Origin of the sequence: Pseudomonas sp. GCM10022186, from assembly GCF_042656385.1 — a bacterium.
Taxonomy (GTDB): Bacteria; Pseudomonadota; Gammaproteobacteria; order Pseudomonadales; family Pseudomonadaceae; genus Metapseudomonas.
On the sequence record NZ_JBHSOU010000017.1, the window covers coordinates 14,434 to 28,955 of the forward strand.

Consider the following 14,522-nt stretch of genomic DNA (forward strand, 5'->3'; position numbering starts at 1 on the left):
CTCAACGCTTGAAATGGGGCGGGATCTTCGCGTCCACGTTGACCCACACGGAGCGGGCCTCGGTGTAGTCGTGGATGGCCTCGAAGCCCATCTCGCGACCGTAGCCGGACTGGCCGACGCCGCCGAAGGGGCTGCCGGGGCTGACGCGCTTGTAGCAGTTTATCCAGCACATGCCGGCATGGATGTTCGCCGCCATGCGGTGGGCGCGCTGCAGGTCGCGGGTCCAGAGGCCGCTGCCGAGGCCGTACTGGGTGCCGTTGGCGATCGCCAGGGCCTCCTCGTCCGTGGAGAAGCGCAGCACGGTGACGAAGGGGCCGAACACTTCCTCCTGGGCGACGCGGTGGTCCGGCTGGGCCTCGACCACCGTCGGTTCTATGTAGTAGCCGTCGGCAAGCGCCGGGTCCGTGGGCGCCTTGCCGCCGGTGAGGATGCGGCCACCCTGGGCGCGGGCGATCTCCACGTAGGAGAGCACGCGGTCGCGGTGCTGGGCCGAGGTCAGCGGGCCCATCTCGGTGTCCGGGTCCAGCGGGCTGCCGAGGCGGATGGAACGCGCCAGGCCGATGAAGCGTTCGAGGAATTCATCGGCGATGCGCTCGTGCAGGATCAGCCGCGAGCCGGCGATGCAGGCCTGGCCCTGGTTGTGGAAGATGGCCCAGGCGGCGCCGTTCACGGCGGCCTCCAGGTTGGCATCCTCGAAGACGATATTGGCGCCCTTCCCGCCCAGCTCCAGCTGCACCCGCTTGAGGTTGCCCTGGGAGGCCTCGACTATGCGCCGGCCGGTGGCGGTGGAGCCGGTGAAGGCGATCTTGCCCACCTCCTCGTGCTCCGCCAGGCGCTGCCCGGCGGTGTGGCCGTAACCCGGCACCACGTTGACCACGCCATCGGGGAAGCCGACTTCCTTCATCAGCTCGGCGATGCGCAGGGTGGACAGCGGGGTGATCTCCGACGGCTTGATCACCACCGTGTTGCCGGCGGCCAGGGCCGGGCCCATTTTCCAGCTGGTGAACATCAGCGGGAAGTTCCACGGCACGATCTGCCCGACCACGCCGATGGGCTTGCGCTGCACGTAGTTGAGGAAGCCGCTTTCCACCGGGATCACCGCGCCCTCGATCTTGTCCGCCATGCCGCCGAAGTAGCGGAAGCAGGCGGCGGTGCGCGGCACATCGAGACTGCGCGAGTCGCGGATCGGGTGGCCGGTATCCAGGGACTCCAGTTGGGCCAGCTCCTCGAGGTGCTCCTCGATCTTGTCCGCCAGCTTCAGCAGCAGGCGCCCGCGCTCGGCGCCGGACAAGGCTGCCCAGGCCGGAAAGGCACGCTTGGCCGCGGCCACCGCCAGGTCCACGTCCTCGGCTTCGGCGGCGGCGATATGGGTGATCAGCGAGCCGTCGTGGGGCGACAGGACTTCTATGGTCCCGCCCTTCAGGGCCGGGACGAAGCGGCCATCGATGAAGAGTTGGTTCTGCATGGAAAAAGCTCTCCGGGCGCCGTGGCGAACCACAGCGTCTGTGCATGACGTGAAGTAGTCCCCTCTCCCCTCCGGGGAGAGGGCTAGGGAGAGGGGGTGGATGGACTCAGAACTCCACCGGGTACGGCGGCAGCTCGCCGCTCTCGTAGCGCTGCGGCAGGTTCGGCGTGGCGTTCTCCCAGACCAGCAGCATGGAGCGCTTGGTGGAGTAGCCCTGGTGGCGGATATCCGCGGGCATGGCGCAGATATCGCCGGGGCGCATGGTGATGCGTGCGCGGGGGGCGCCATCGTCCTTGTCGGCGACGTCCCAGATGATTTCGTCGGACAGCTGCAGGAACCACTCCACGCGGTCGTTGCCATGGAATACCGGGAGGATGAACTCCTCGGTGGTCGGGCAGAACAGGCTGGCCTTGCACACCGAGCTGACCGAGGGGTTCCAGGTCACGTCGGAGCGGGACAGGTATTTGTAGAGATTGAAGGCATGCAACTCGCCTTCGAAGCCTTCGGCCGCATGGATTTCCGGCTCGTCCTGGGGCACGTCGGCGAACTGGCGGTTCACCGGCAGGTCGTCGCGCAGCGGCGAGTCGTCCGGCAGGCCGGGCATGCGCCGGGTGGCCACGCGGAAGCGTTCGATGGCCTCGAGGTTGTCGCCGTTCTTGCGGCCGAAGGCGCTGCCGGTTTCTTCCGGTGCGGCGAAGGGGTCGAAGCCGGCGTTGGTCCAGTCGCGCAGGATGGCCTTGAAGGTGGCCATGATCTTCGGCGTCTCGAACTGCTCGGTGTAGTCGACGCCCGCCTCGCGCAGTACGCCGTTGAAGGTGCCGGCGTAGAGGTCGACCTTGCCATAATGGTTGCGGGTGCCGATCACTTCGTCGAAGTTCACCCAGCCGTAGAAGAAGCCCCAGGCCACGTCGCGCATGGTGGCGCGCAGGAAGGCGTCGGCGGGGATCAGGTGCGAGCGCTCCTGGCCCTTGGCCGGCCACTGGATGCGCACGAAGTATTCGTCGCGGGACAGGGTGAAGGCGCCCAGCTTGAAGCTGCGGTAGCCGGTGACGGAATCGGGCAGGCTGGCTTCGACTTCATCGGCGGCGAAGCTGGCGGAAGTGTCGAGGGTTTCGAGCATGGCCATGGTGGATGTCCTCTTGTTCTGGTTGTCGGTCGGGGCGGTCACTTCAGGCAGATGTCTGCCCACTTCTCCACCGACAGCGGTCCCTTGATGGTCTGCTGCAGCAGCACGGCAGGACGTGCGCTCTCGAAGCGGTAGGCGCAGCCGGCCGGCAGCAGCGCCTGGTGGCCACGCTTGAGCAGGACGTAGCCCATGGGGCGGCCCTGGGGTTGCTCGCCGGCCAGCCGGGTGCCTTCGCCTTCGGCGAGCGGCGCATCGAGCTTGAGGAAATCGACCCGTACCTCGCTATCCACCGAAATGGCGAATTCGTCGTGGGCAGCGGTGTACCAGGGCGAGGTGCCTTCGGCACGCAGGGTTTCGATCACGTAGCCGAGGTTCAGGCCCACCACCACCTTTTCATAGGGGGCGGACTTTGCGGCGACTTCGAAGATATTGGAGAAGGCGTAGTGGCGGGCTTCGCCCTGGATGATCTCGATCGACCCCTTGCGATAGTCGTCGAGCGAGCCGAAGAGGGTACGGAACGCGGCAGTGCTCATCTCATTCACCGTTTGTTGTTGTAGTGGGTGAGTGAACGTTACGAGCGGCACCTGCAACCAACAATTCCTGGCCAGGCGACAACAGTGTTTGCAAAACGCGAACAGTGGAGAGGGTGCTCTAGGACAGGCCTTTCAGCGCATATCAGGGGCCTGATTGGAGAGGGACGAGAGGCGTTGGCCGGGACTATGGACCGAATCTATGGCGCACATTGATCGACTAAATCGATTATACCAATTCACGGAAAAAGCCTTTCCACTTTGCGCGACAGCGCCCCTAAAAACAGCCTAACCAATTGTTTTTAATAGATTCCAGACAACTATCATTGGCGTCGATGGTAACCATCACCCAGCATCACTTCATCATCGAAATCACATCAGTAACATGGGCCCCGTAGACGAATTCCAACCCCTTCCTCACCGAGGTGCCCAAAATGAAAAAGCAAATCCTTGCCAGCCTGTTCATCGCCAGCCTGTCCGCCACTGCTTTTGCCCTGCCCCAGGCCACCGTCGCGGAAGGCGGCTCCGACCGCACCAGCATCCACCGCGTCGCCGAAGGTGGCGCTGACCGCACCGGCGCCAACCGCATCGCCGAGAACGGCGCCGAGCGCTCCGAGTCCCTGCGGGTAGCCGAAGGTGGTTCCGACCGTACCAAGGCCTTCGATGTCGCTGAAAGCGGTGCCGAGCGTTCCGAGTCCCTGCGCGTCGCCGAAGGTGGTTCCGACCGTACCAAGGCCTTCGATGTGGCTGAAAGCGGTGCCGAGCGTTCCGAGTCCCTGCGGGTAGCCGAAGGCGGCTCCGACCGCACCAAGGCCTTCGATGTGGCCGAAGGTGGCGCCGACCGCACCGGTGCCAACCGCATCAGCTGATCCCGAGGCCATCCAGAGGCAGGCAATCCCGATGTATGCGAAACCTCGAAAGGCAGAAGGCGCCACCTGTGGCGCCTTCTTTCTTTTTGGGGGGATGGAAACCTGTAGGGGCGAATGAATTCGCCCCTACAAGAGCTTGCCCGGCAGACTCAAGGGCCAGCTTCGCTGCCCGATCGCGAATGAATCCGCGCCTACTTCACCAGGCTCAGGCGCTTGTCGGTGAACACGCAGATCACCCCCGCCTCGTTGTACATGACCTGATGATTGAAATCGCAATAGGCCGCCGCGACGCTCAGGGGCAACGCCTGATTGACCGCCTTGCCCGCCTTGAACCAGGACATCTGGCCCGGCTTGCACAGCTTGGCCTCGGCATCGGTGCTGTAGGTGCAGAGCATTGTCTGGTCGATGGGTTCCTCCTTCTGACAGCCAATCAATGGCAGGGCAACAAGGCCGACGAGCGCGAGTTTCTTCAAAGGGGACATGGATAGCTCCGTAATGGGACGATCCGCCGAACATGCGGACCCGGGGCCTTTGATCCATGGCCCCGTGCCAGGTTCCTCAGCCGGATCAGGAATAGCCGGTATAGAGCAGCATTCCCCAGGACATCAGGAAGATCGCCGCCAGCCCGACCAGGTAGTAACCGCCCGCCAGCAACAGCTTGACCATCAGGGGACGGGGCGCACCGTGGATCAACAGCCAGGCCGAGAGTACCGGCACCAGATACATACCGAAGGTGCTCAGGCTGGAGTTGAACAGCCAGTTGATCTGAAAGAACTCATGGAGCAGCTCGGCCATGAAGATGAAGAGCACCGGCGACCAGACGGGAGCCAGCAGCAGCGTGCCCTCGACCGGATCCCGCAAGGAACCTTTCTGTTCGCTATGGACATTCATATCGCCCCCTTGCAGGTGGCCTGCGGCTCGACGACCGCACTTTTTCTGAGAGGCTAGCCAAGGCTGCGGCAGGCGCAACTCCAGGCCTTCCGCACCCGACATGCTGCCATCTGGCACCCCTGGCCGGCACAAGGTCTATAGTCCATGGAGCCCTTTTCTCCCCGCGACCGTCCCCGGAGGTCCCGTCATGGACACCAGCCACCACAGCCTCAGCGCCCTCTTCGATCAGCTCGGCCTGCCCTCCGACAAGGCCGGAATAGAGAGCTTCGTCGCCGGGCATCGCCTGGCGGTGGGCCAGGCCCTGCCCGATGCCCCGTTCTGGAACGACGCGCAGTCCGCCTTCCTGCGCGATGCCCTGCTGGACGACTCCGACTGGGCTGAGGAAGCCGATGAACTGGCGGTGCTCCTGAGCAAATAGAGGAAGAGGCGGCCACCCGGAGCGCCGGCAATGTTCAACCGCATCGAACTGCTGCGCATCCTCTGCGTCGCCACCGAGACCTCGAGCTTCCGCGAAGCCGCCATCCGCCTGGGCACGTCGCCACAGACCGTGACCCGTGCCATCAAGGACCTGGAGGACCAGTTCGGCGAACCCCTGTTCCACCGCAGCACCCGTCACGTACAGATCACCGCCTTCGGCGAGCGCCTCTCCAGCCAGGCACGGGAAGCCCTGGCGGGACTGGACCAGTTGTTCCAGCAACATGGCGGCAAAGGCGAGGAAGAGCTGGCTGGACGCGTGGGCATCGCCGCCCCCCGCTCGGTGGGCCGGCGCTTTCTCCTGCCAGCACTGGCGAAGATCGCCCGGGAGCACCCGCGCATCCGATTCGACATGCGCCTCTCCGACCAGTTGACCGACTCCGTGGAGCAGCAGATCGACCTCGGTGTGCGCATCGGCTTCATCCGCGATCGCCGCTATATCGCCCGGGCGGTGGCACAGGTGCCGCTGCTGGTGGTGGGCACCCCCGAGCTGCTGCAGCGCCATGGCGCGCCGAAGACGGTGGACGACCTGCACCGGCTACCCACTACCGCGCTGATCGACAACAACACCGGCCGCGCCTGGCCCTGGGTATTCGCCGGGGCGCAGCAGATCCAGCCGGCCAATGCCGCCCTTTGCACCGACGATGCGGAAAACGAGCTGGAAGCCGTGCTCGCCGGCCTGGGCTACGGCCAGCTGCCGCTTTACCTGGTCGCCCCGCATATCCGCGAAGGCCGGCTGATACCGGTGCTGCAGGACCAGGCTCCACAGCCCTGGGAGATGTTCATCTACCGCCCCCAAAGCGGCCCGGTTTCGCCACGGGTGCGGCTGGTGCATGACCTGCTGGTGCAGCACCTGTCCGACCCTGCGTTCGTGCCGCAGGGGTGACGTCGCCCCACAACGGAGCCCGCGCCCCACCAGCCGCCAGCGCCATCGATGCGACTGATGCTCACCATCACCCCCTTTCAGTTCCATGTCCGACGCCCCGGCGGCACCATCGCTCCATCGGCCTTGCAGCCCATCGGAACGAGACCAACGCCATGTCCGCCGACCCACGCATCGGTGAAAACCTCTATCAGGTCACCCACGTCACCCTGGATGAGCTCCGCCTGCACTTCGAGACCGAAGTGGTGGTGAGCCTGGACGATGGCAGCCTGGCCGTGCGCAAGGCCCCTACGCCGGCGGGCGAGCGCAAGGCCCTGCGCGAGCTGATCTGCGCCAGCCGGGCCGCCTGAGAGCGACTCCGCTCGGGAAGCTCCCAGGCGGCCGACATCAGGCCCGCCCCACCTGCCCGGGCAAGGGCAGCTTGTAGAATCGCTGCCCGACCGCCGCATGCAGCGCGTTGGCAACCGCCGGCGCAATGGGTGGCACCCCCGGCTCGCCCACACCGGTGGGCGCCTCCGCCGAGGGCACGATGTGCACCTCCACCACCGGCATTTCGTTGATCCGCAATACCTGGAAGTCGTGGAAGTTGGACTGCTCCACCACGCCGTCCTTCAGGGTGATCGCACCGTGCAGAGCGGCCGCCAGGCCATAGCCGATGCCACCTTCCATCTGCGCGCGGATCACGTCCGGGTTGATCGCCAACCCGCAATCCACCGCACAGACCACCCGATCCACCTTGAAACTGCCGTCGGCCTTCACCGTCACCTCGGCCACCTGGGCGACGAAGGAGTTGAAGGACTCGTGCACGGCGATGCCACGCCCGCGCTTCTCCCCCTCCGCGCCGGGCTTCAACGGCTGGTCCCAGCCCGCCTTCTGCGCCGCCAGCTCCAGCGCACCGAGATGGCGCGGGTGTTTGCCGAGCAGGCCCCGGCGATATTCGTAAGGATCCTTGCCAGCGGTGGTGGCTGCCTGGTCGATCAGGGTTTCCGCCACGTAGGCGGTATGGGTATGACCCACCGAACGCCACCACTGGACCGGCACGCCGATGTCATCCGGGGTGTGCAGTTCCACCTGCAGGTTGGGCACCTCATAGGACAGGTTGGCGGCGCCCTCCACCGAGGTGTGGTCGATGCCCTCCTTCACCAGCGCCCCCTCGAAGGCGGTGCCCTTGAGGATGGACTGCCCCACCACGCGCTGATGCCAGCCCTGCAGCTTGCCCTCGCCGTCCAGGGCCAGGCGCGCGCGGTGCAGGTAGGCCGGCCGGAAGTAGCCGGCGTGGGTATCGTCCTCGCGGGTCCAGACCAGTTTCACCGGCACATCCCGGCCCTTGGCCCGGGCTGCCTTGGCGATGGCCACGGCGTCCAGCAGGTAGTCCGAGTGCGGATTGGCGCGGCGACCGAAACTGCCGCCGGCATAGAGCTGGGTCAAGCTGACCTTCTCCACCGGAATACCCAGGTACTTGGCGATGGCCATCTGGTCCACGGTCTGGAACTGCTCGCCGTTCCACACCTCGCACTGGCCGGCGGAAATCTTCACCAGGCAGTTCATCGGCTCCATGGCGGCATGGGCGAGGTAAGGGAACTCGTAATCGGCTTCGATCAGCCTGGCCGGTGCGGCCATGGCAGCGCCGATATCGCCCTGTTTGCCGGCGATCCGCCCTTCCTTGCCGGCGGCCTCGCGGTAGCGGGCGAAGATTTCCTCGCTACCCAGCTTGAACGCGCGGCTGTCGTCCCACTCCACCACCAGCGCGTCGCGCCCCTGGCGTGCGGCCCAGGTGTTGCTCGCCAATACCGCGACGCCGGCGCGGCCGTGGGGCGTGTCGGTGAACTCGACCACCTCCACCACACCGGGCACGGCCTTGGCCTTGCTCGCATCCACCGACCTGGGTACGCCGCCGAAGCGCGGCGAATAGGCCGCCACCGCCACCAGCATGCCGGGCAGCCTGAAGTCCTGGGTGAAGAGCGCGCTGCCGTCGGTCTTGTCGGCGCTGTCCTTGCGGGCAAGGCGCTCCTGGCCGATCAGGGTGAATTCCCTGGGCGACTTGAGCTTCAGCTCCTTCGGCACCGGCTGGCGCGCCGCGGCCTCGGCCAGATCGCCAAAACCTGCCTGTTTCCCGGAAGCCGAATGCCTGACCACGCCCTTGCTCACGGTGATTTCCGCGGCCGGCACCTGCCACTGTTCGGCGGCGGCCGCCACCAGCATGGCGCGGGCGCTGGCGCCGGCCTTGCGCATCTGCTCGAAGGAGTTGGCGATGGCGGAACTGCCGCCGGTGCCCTGCATCGGGCCAAAGGCCAGGTTGTTGTAGAGCGCGGCGTTGGCCGGCGCCCCCTCGACCCGCACCTGGCTCCAGTCGGCATCCAGCTCCTCGGCCAGCAGGGTGGCAAGACCGGTGTAGCTGCCCTGCCCCATTTCCACGTGCTTGGCCAGGATGGTCACGCTGCCATCGCCGGCTATGCGCACGAAAGCGTTGGGCATGAATGGCTCGGCAGCGGCGGCCAGGGCATCACCACCACGCAGCAGCGGCGCGAAGGCGATGCCCAGGGCGAGACCGCCACTGCCCTTGAGGAAGCTGCGCCGGCTGACATTGAGAATGCCACTGGCGACGCGGGTTTCGGTTTCGAAAGTGCCCATATCGATTCTCCTCAAGCCAGCGTGCCGGCCGCTTCATGGATGGCAGCGCGAATCCGCACGTAGGTGGCGCAGCGGCAGATATTGCCGCTCATGGCCGCGTCGATATCGGCATCGCTCGGCTTGGGGTTGCCACGCAGCAGGGCTGTGGCGGACATGATCTGCCCCGACTGGCAGTAGCCGCACTGCACCACGTCCAGTTTGCGCCAGGCCGCCTGCACGGCCTTGCCCACCGGGTCCTCGGCCACCGCTTCGATGGTGGTGACCTTCTTGCCCACCACGGCCGAAACCGGCGTGACGCAGGAGCGGGTCGCCTGGCCATCGATATGCACGGTGCAGGCACCACACAGGGCCATGCCGCAGCCGTATTTGGTGCCGGTCAGGTTGGCGACGTCGCGCAGGGCCCAGAGCAAGGGCATGTCCGCGGCGACGTCGAGCTCAAAGTCCTTGCCGTTCAAGTTCAGGGTAATCATCAGGCTTACCACCTCGGGCTGGATGGTTTGGGGAAGGCCGGCCGGCAACACCGAACGGCCATTCAGGGTAATGACAATGATGGTTCAGGGGCCCCTTGCGGGGCGGCTTCACGCCGACTGGCGCAGGCGCGCGATGTCCCGCAGCGGCGGTGCGCCGAACAGCCGGCTGTACTCGCGGCTGAACTGCGAGGGGCTCTCGTATCCCACCCGGCCGCCGGCGCTGGCGGCGTCCAGGGCTTCCACCAGCATCAGCCGGCGCGCCTCCTGCAGGCGCAGCTGCTTCTGGAATTGCAGCGGGCTCATGGCGGTCATGGCCTTGAAATGGTGGTGCAGGGCCGAGGTGCTCATGTTCACCTCGTTGGCCAGGCGCTCGATCTGCAGCGGCTGGTGGAAGTTCTGCCGCAGCCAGTTCACCGCGCGGCCGATACGGTGGCCCTGGGTGCCGCTGCTGGCGATCTGCCTCAGTTGCGCGCACTGCTCGCCCCGCAGCAGGCGATAGAGGATCTCGCGGCGCACCAGCGGTGCCAGGGCGGGAATGTCTTCCGGAGTGTCCAATAGCCGTACCAGGCGCAGAACGGCGTCCTGCAGCTGCACACCCAGGCCGCTGACCGAGAGGCAGCGCGGGCAAGGCTGGGGAGCCGGCGCGGGCACCGGCAACTCCATCAGCAGGGCGCTGAGTTCCTTGGGGTTCAGGTCCAGACGCAGGCTGAGGAAGGGGACTTCGGGACTGGCCTCGGTGACCTGGCCTATCACCGGCAGGTCCATCGACACCACCAGGTACTCCGACGGCCCGTAGTGATAGGTGTCCTCGCCCAGCAATACCTTCTTGCGCCCCTGCACCACCAGGCCCAGGGCCGGCTCGTAGAGGCAGTGCAGCGGTTCGCTGGGCTGGGTGACGCGGTACAGCATGAGGCCGGGAACGGCGGTGGGCAGGGCGCCATCCTTGCCGGTGAATCGTTCAATGAGCTGCACCAGCTCCTGCTGCTGGCGCGAGGCCGTAGCGGACTCCTGCGGAGCGAGGAACGCATGTGCATTCATGGTTTTGACCCTCGAAGATGATGGGCCAACTCTACCCATGGATTGCAGGTCAGTCTCGCGCCCGGAAGCGGTTCAAGAGAATCAGGCAATAATCCAGCAGGATTCGGCTATCGACCCGACCGCCTCGCGCGGCACACTGCCCAACATTCGAAAACAACACAGCTCCGAGGCGGGCAAAGCGCCCGCCCCCGCCTTCCTCAGTCGGCGACCTTCATCACCACCCGGCCACCTGCCGGGCAGGTTTCCATATGACGGTTGGCCTCGACGAAGTCCTCGAACGCAAAGACGCTATCAATCGGAGGCTTCAACAGATGATCACGGGTCATCTGGTTGATGTGGTCCAGCGCCCGCTGGACCGAAGCCTCATTGGCCTCGATGCCCAGCTCCGGAGAACCGGTGAAGTCGAGTACGCAATGGCGATAGAACTGCAGATGCTTCTTGAACGCGGCGCAGGCCGGGAACGCGGTGTCGTTGCCGCCGTTGCAGCCGTAGACCACCAGCTTGCCGCGCTGCGCGGCGACGTCGCCCAGGAGTTTCATCTGCTGGCCGGCGCACTGGTCCAGGACCACTTCGACACCCTTGCCCTGGGTGAAGCGCTCGACCTCCAGGACCAGGTCCTGCTCTTCGGTGACGATGATCTTGTCGGCGCCCAGCGCCTTGATGAAGGCCCGGCTTTCCGGGGAGCTGGTCGAGGCGATGACCTTGGCACCCAGCGCCTTGGCCAGTTGCACCGTCTGCGGCGCCAGGCAATGCCCGGCCTCGGTGACCAGCACATGCTGGCCGGGCTTGAGCCCGCCCAGGTCGACCAGGGCGAAATAGGCCATCAGCAACGGGGTGTAATGGATGCAGGCTTCCTCCGGCGTCAGTACGTCGGGATAGGCGACCAGGCCATTGCGCGGCATCAGCACCAGATCGCCCCAGGCCGGATATTGGCTCGGAGTACCGGCCGGGAAGCTGGCCACGGGGGTCCCAGGGGTCAGGTCGTCAACGCCCTCGCCCACGGCTTCCACGATACCGGCCATCTCGGAGCCGAGGCCGGAGGGTAGCTGGGTCGCCTGCTCGGCCGCCAGGTTCTGCCGCCAGAGCACGTCCCGCCAGCCCACGCCCAGCGCCTGGGTGCGCACCAGGACTTCGCCCGGCCCCGGAACGGGGGTCGGCAGTTCGTCCAGTTGGAGGACTTCGGGGCCTCCGAACTGGTGAAAACGGATCATGCGGGACATCACATACCTCGCCTGTGAATCTTCATAGCCATGGACTCTATCCGGGCTTTATCCACAAAACCACCCGCGGCCATCGATAGTTGTCATAAACGGCGATGATGTCAGCCTTGACGATCGGACACGGGGATTGCACCTTTCACACATCAATTACGGATGATTCCATGAACCGGAACGACCTGCGAAGAGTTGACCTCAACCTTCTTATCGTGTTCGAAACGCTCATGCACGAGCGGAGCGTGACGCGCGCGGCAGAAAAGCTGTTCCTCGGCCAGCCGGCCATCAGTGCGGCGCTAGCCCGCCTGCGCACCCTGTTCGACGATCCGCTGTTCGTTCGTACCGGGCGCAGCATGGAACCTTCGGCCAGGGCGATGGAAATCTTCGCCCTGCTCTCCCCAGCCCTGGATTCCATTTCCACCGCCGTCAGCCGTGCCGCCGACTTCGACCCGGCCACCAGCAATGCGGTATTCCGCATCGGCCTGTCGGACGACGTGGAATTCGCCCTGCTCCCCGCCCTGCTCCGCCGCCTGCGCGCCGAGGCGCCGGGGGTGGTGCTGGTGGTGCGCCGCACCAACTATCTATTGATGCCCAACCTGCTGGCCTCCGGCGAGATTTCCGTGGGCGTCAGCTACACCGAGGAACTGCCGGCCAACGCCAAGCGCAAGACCCTGCGCCGCGCCAAGCCCAGGCTGCTGCGCGCCGACTCGGTGCCCGGGGCGCTGAGCCTGGACGACTACTGCGCCCGGCCCCACGCCCTGGTGTCCTTCGCCGGCGACCTGGGCGGCTTCGTCGACGAAGAGCTGGCCAAGGTCGGCCGCACGCGCAAGGTAGTGCTGGCGGTGCCGCAGTTCAACGGCCTCGGCACCCTGCTCGCCGGCACCGACCTGGTGGCCATGGTGCCGGACTACACCGCCGCCGCCCTGACCGCCGCCGGCGGCCTGCGCGCCGAAGACCCGCCCATGCCGACCCAGAGCTTCGAGCTGTCCATGGCCTGGCGCGGCGCCCAGGACAACGACCCGGCCGAGCGCTGGCTGCGTTCACGCATTCAAATGTATTGCGGGGACCCGGATAGCCTGGAATAGCCTCTCCCGCGCGACCGCTCTTTTGTAGGGGCGAATTCATTCGCCAAGCAGGCCGAAGGTCTGCCCTGCACGCGTCATCGGGGCAGCTGCGCCGCCCTTGGCGAATGAATTCGCCCCTACAGAGTAAACATCCACGTTCGTAGAACGTGGACTTGCTTTTGGCCCCCTATAAGGGGGGCATCTCGGTGCAGGCTGGAAAATCGTAGCCCGGATTTCATCCGGACTACTGACTGGACCGTAGGGTGCGCTGCGCGCACCGATTCCGGAATCGGCTTCGGCACCACGTCAAACCGCCGGTGCGCACGGCGCACCCTACCCCATCGGCTTCATCCTGCTAGCCCGGACATTCGAATCGTCACAGGCAGAGCCGCTGACTCATGACCACGTCCTCAGGACGTGGTTTCCCAAGTTCAAATGACTTCGCCCCTACAACGTGACGCCCCAGCCACCGCGCTCCGCCAATCATCGACCAATCCATGATCCCGTCCTGATCAATCACTTCCAGTGATAGTCATCTTCAGGCCGTTCGATTCGTCTGAATCCAACCCCGCACGCAGACTCCGCCCATTCATAAAACCAATTGGCGGAGCTGTCCCATGGAAGCACTTCACAAGAATCTCTGGCGTTACCCCCTGACCCTCGCGGCGGCGGTAGTGCTGGTGGCCTGCGGCAAGGCACCGGAAGCCGACCTCAGCCATGCGGCCCCCAAGGTCAGCGTCGCCGAGGTGATCGAACAGCCTCTCAACGAGTGGGACGAGTTCACCGGCCGCCTGGAAGCCCCCGAGTCCGTCGAGATCCGTCCGCGGGTTTCCGGCTACATCGATCAGGTGGCCTTCCACGAAGGCAGCCTGGTGAAGAAAGGCGACCTGCTGTTCCAGATCGACCCGCGCCCCTTCGAGGCCGAGGTCAAGCGCCTGGAAGCCCAGCTGCAACAAGCCCGCGCCAGCCAGAGCCGCGCCGCCAACGAGGCCCGTCGCGGCGAGCGCCTGCGCCAGACCAACGCCATCTCCGCCGAACTGGCCGACGCCCGCACCACGGCCGCTGTCGAAGCCCAGGCCGCAGTGGCCGCCACCCAGGCCGAGCTGGACAACGCCAGGCTCAACCTCAGTTTCACCCGCGTCACCGCGCCCATCGACGGCCGTGTCAGCCGTGCCGAGATCACCGAAGGCAACCTGGTCAACGCCGGCCAGTCGCTGCTGACCTCGGTGGTGTCCACCGACAAGGTCTATGCCTACTTCGACGCCGACGAGCGCGCCTTCCTCAAGTACGTGGAACTGGCCCGCAAGACCGGCGCCGACACCCGCGCCGCCAGCCCGGTGTACATGGGCCTGTCCAGCGAGACCGGCAACCCGCACCTGGGCCAGCTGGACTTTCTCGACAACCAGGTCAATCCGCGTACCGGCACCATCCGCGGCCGCGCCGTGTTCGACAACAAGGACGGTCGCTTCACCCCCGGTCTCTATGCCCGCATCAAGCTGGTGGGCAGCGAGACCTACCCGGCCGCGCTGATCAAGGACGAGGCCATCGGCACCGATCTGGGCAAGAAGTTCGTCCTGGTGCTCGGTGACGACAACAAGGTGAGCTACCGCGCCATCGAGCTGGGGCCGAAGCTGGAAGGCCTGCGTATCGTCCGCCAGGGCCTGGCCAAAGGCGAGAAGATCGTGGTCAACGGCCTGCAGCGCGCCATGCCCGGCGCGCCGGTGGAGCCACAAGCGGTGCCCATGGCCGACGAATCCACCCTCGACCAGCTGGCACGCCTGCGCCAGTCCGTGGAAGAGCGCGACGCCCCGCGCGTGGCCGAGCGCAACGCCAAAACTTCCGTCGGCCCGCGCGGCTGAGGTAGCAC

General features: G+C 65.9%; 15 protein-coding genes. 6 read left to right on the top strand and 9 right to left on the bottom strand.

From position 1 onward, the window contains the following. Position 1: 1 nt before the first annotated feature. From ACFPU0_RS09755 to ACFPU0_RS09765, 3 genes are all read right to left on the bottom strand, one after another. Entirely contained in the window at positions 2 to 1,465 is a 1,464-nt protein-coding gene (locus ACFPU0_RS09755; RefSeq protein WP_377692735.1) for an aldehyde dehydrogenase family protein, read from the bottom strand. A gap of 106 nt (positions 1,466 to 1,571) precedes the next feature. Then, a complete protein-coding gene (locus ACFPU0_RS09760) occupies positions 1,572 to 2,591 on the bottom strand; it encodes a hydroxyquinol 1,2-dioxygenase (protein WP_377692736.1) in 1,020 nt (339 codons plus the stop codon). Positions 2,592 to 2,629: 38 nt separating this feature from the next. After that, positions 2,630 to 3,124: a hydroxyquinol 1,2-dioxygenase gene (locus ACFPU0_RS09765; RefSeq protein WP_377692737.1), complete on the bottom strand. Its 495-nt coding sequence runs from the start codon at positions 3,122 to 3,124 to the stop codon at positions 2,630 to 2,632. 431 nt (positions 3,125 to 3,555) lie between these two features. Between ACFPU0_RS09765 and ACFPU0_RS09770 the strand changes: the two genes are divergently transcribed. After that, positions 3,556 to 3,990 carry a hypothetical protein gene (locus tag ACFPU0_RS09770; protein ID WP_377692738.1) on the top strand — a complete coding sequence of 145 codons (435 nt, stop codon included), beginning with the start codon at positions 3,556 to 3,558 and terminating at the stop codon, positions 3,988 to 3,990. 191 nt (positions 3,991 to 4,181) lie between these two features. Here ACFPU0_RS09770 and ACFPU0_RS09775 read toward each other — a convergent pair whose 3' ends face one another. Beyond that, the gene (locus tag ACFPU0_RS09775) at positions 4,182 to 4,472 is read right to left on the bottom strand and encodes a hypothetical protein (protein ID WP_377692739.1); all 291 of its coding nucleotides are present in this window, start codon (positions 4,470 to 4,472) and stop codon (positions 4,182 to 4,184) included. Between the two features lie 85 nt (positions 4,473 to 4,557). Further along, positions 4,558 to 4,881 (bottom strand): hypothetical protein, encoded by a 324-nt coding sequence (locus tag ACFPU0_RS09780; protein ID WP_377692740.1) that lies wholly within the window; start codon positions 4,879 to 4,881, stop codon positions 4,558 to 4,560. 187 nt (positions 4,882 to 5,068) lie between these two features. Between ACFPU0_RS09780 and ACFPU0_RS09785 the strand changes: the two genes are divergently transcribed. From ACFPU0_RS09785 to ptrC, 3 genes are all read left to right on the top strand, one after another. Then, entirely contained in the window at positions 5,069 to 5,299 is a 231-nt protein-coding gene (locus ACFPU0_RS09785; RefSeq protein ID WP_377692741.1) for a DUF2789 domain-containing protein, read from the top strand. 30 nt (positions 5,300 to 5,329) lie between these two features. Next, a complete protein-coding gene (locus ACFPU0_RS09790; RefSeq protein ID WP_377692742.1) occupies positions 5,330 to 6,241 on the top strand; it encodes a LysR family transcriptional regulator in 912 nt (303 codons plus the stop codon). Positions 6,242 to 6,393: 152 nt separating this feature from the next. Next, complete coding sequence (gene ptrC, locus ACFPU0_RS09795) at positions 6,394 to 6,588, top strand: type III secretion system co-regulatory protein PtrC (protein WP_377692744.1); 195 nt, start codon at positions 6,394 to 6,396, stop codon at positions 6,586 to 6,588. A gap of 37 nt (positions 6,589 to 6,625) precedes the next feature. Here the strand turns inward: ptrC and ACFPU0_RS09800 are convergent, their stop codons facing one another. The 4 genes from ACFPU0_RS09800 to ACFPU0_RS09815 form a co-directional block, all read right to left on the bottom strand. Further along, positions 6,626 to 8,869, bottom strand: a complete 2,244-nt coding sequence (locus ACFPU0_RS09800; RefSeq protein WP_377692745.1) for a xanthine dehydrogenase family protein molybdopterin-binding subunit — start codon at positions 8,867 to 8,869, stop codon at positions 6,626 to 6,628. Between the two features lie 11 nt (positions 8,870 to 8,880). Then, positions 8,881 to 9,339 carry a (2Fe-2S)-binding protein gene (locus tag ACFPU0_RS09805; protein WP_377692746.1) on the bottom strand — a complete coding sequence of 153 codons (459 nt, stop codon included), beginning with the start codon at positions 9,337 to 9,339 and terminating at the stop codon, positions 8,881 to 8,883. 108 nt (positions 9,340 to 9,447) lie between these two features. Beyond that, positions 9,448 to 10,377, bottom strand: a complete 930-nt coding sequence (locus ACFPU0_RS09810; protein WP_377692747.1) for an AraC family transcriptional regulator — start codon at positions 10,375 to 10,377, stop codon at positions 9,448 to 9,450. A gap of 197 nt (positions 10,378 to 10,574) precedes the next feature. Continuing rightward, positions 10,575 to 11,597, bottom strand: coding sequence for a zinc-dependent alcohol dehydrogenase family protein (locus tag ACFPU0_RS09815; protein ID WP_377692748.1), 1,023 nt, complete (start codon positions 11,595 to 11,597; stop codon positions 10,575 to 10,577). Positions 11,598 to 11,758: 161 nt separating this feature from the next. Between ACFPU0_RS09815 and ACFPU0_RS09820 the strand changes: the two genes are divergently transcribed. Together ACFPU0_RS09820 and mexE are read left to right on the top strand one after the other, a co-directional pair. Continuing rightward, the gene (locus ACFPU0_RS09820; protein ID WP_377692749.1) at positions 11,759 to 12,676 is read left to right on the top strand and encodes a LysR substrate-binding domain-containing protein; all 918 of its coding nucleotides are present in this window, start codon (positions 11,759 to 11,761) and stop codon (positions 12,674 to 12,676) included. Positions 12,677 to 13,272: 596 nt separating this feature from the next. After that, the gene (mexE, locus tag ACFPU0_RS09825) at positions 13,273 to 14,514 is read left to right on the top strand and encodes a multidrug efflux RND transporter periplasmic adaptor subunit MexE (RefSeq protein ID WP_377692750.1); all 1,242 of its coding nucleotides are present in this window, start codon (positions 13,273 to 13,275) and stop codon (positions 14,512 to 14,514) included. The last annotated feature ends 8 nt before the right edge of the window (positions 14,515 to 14,522 follow it).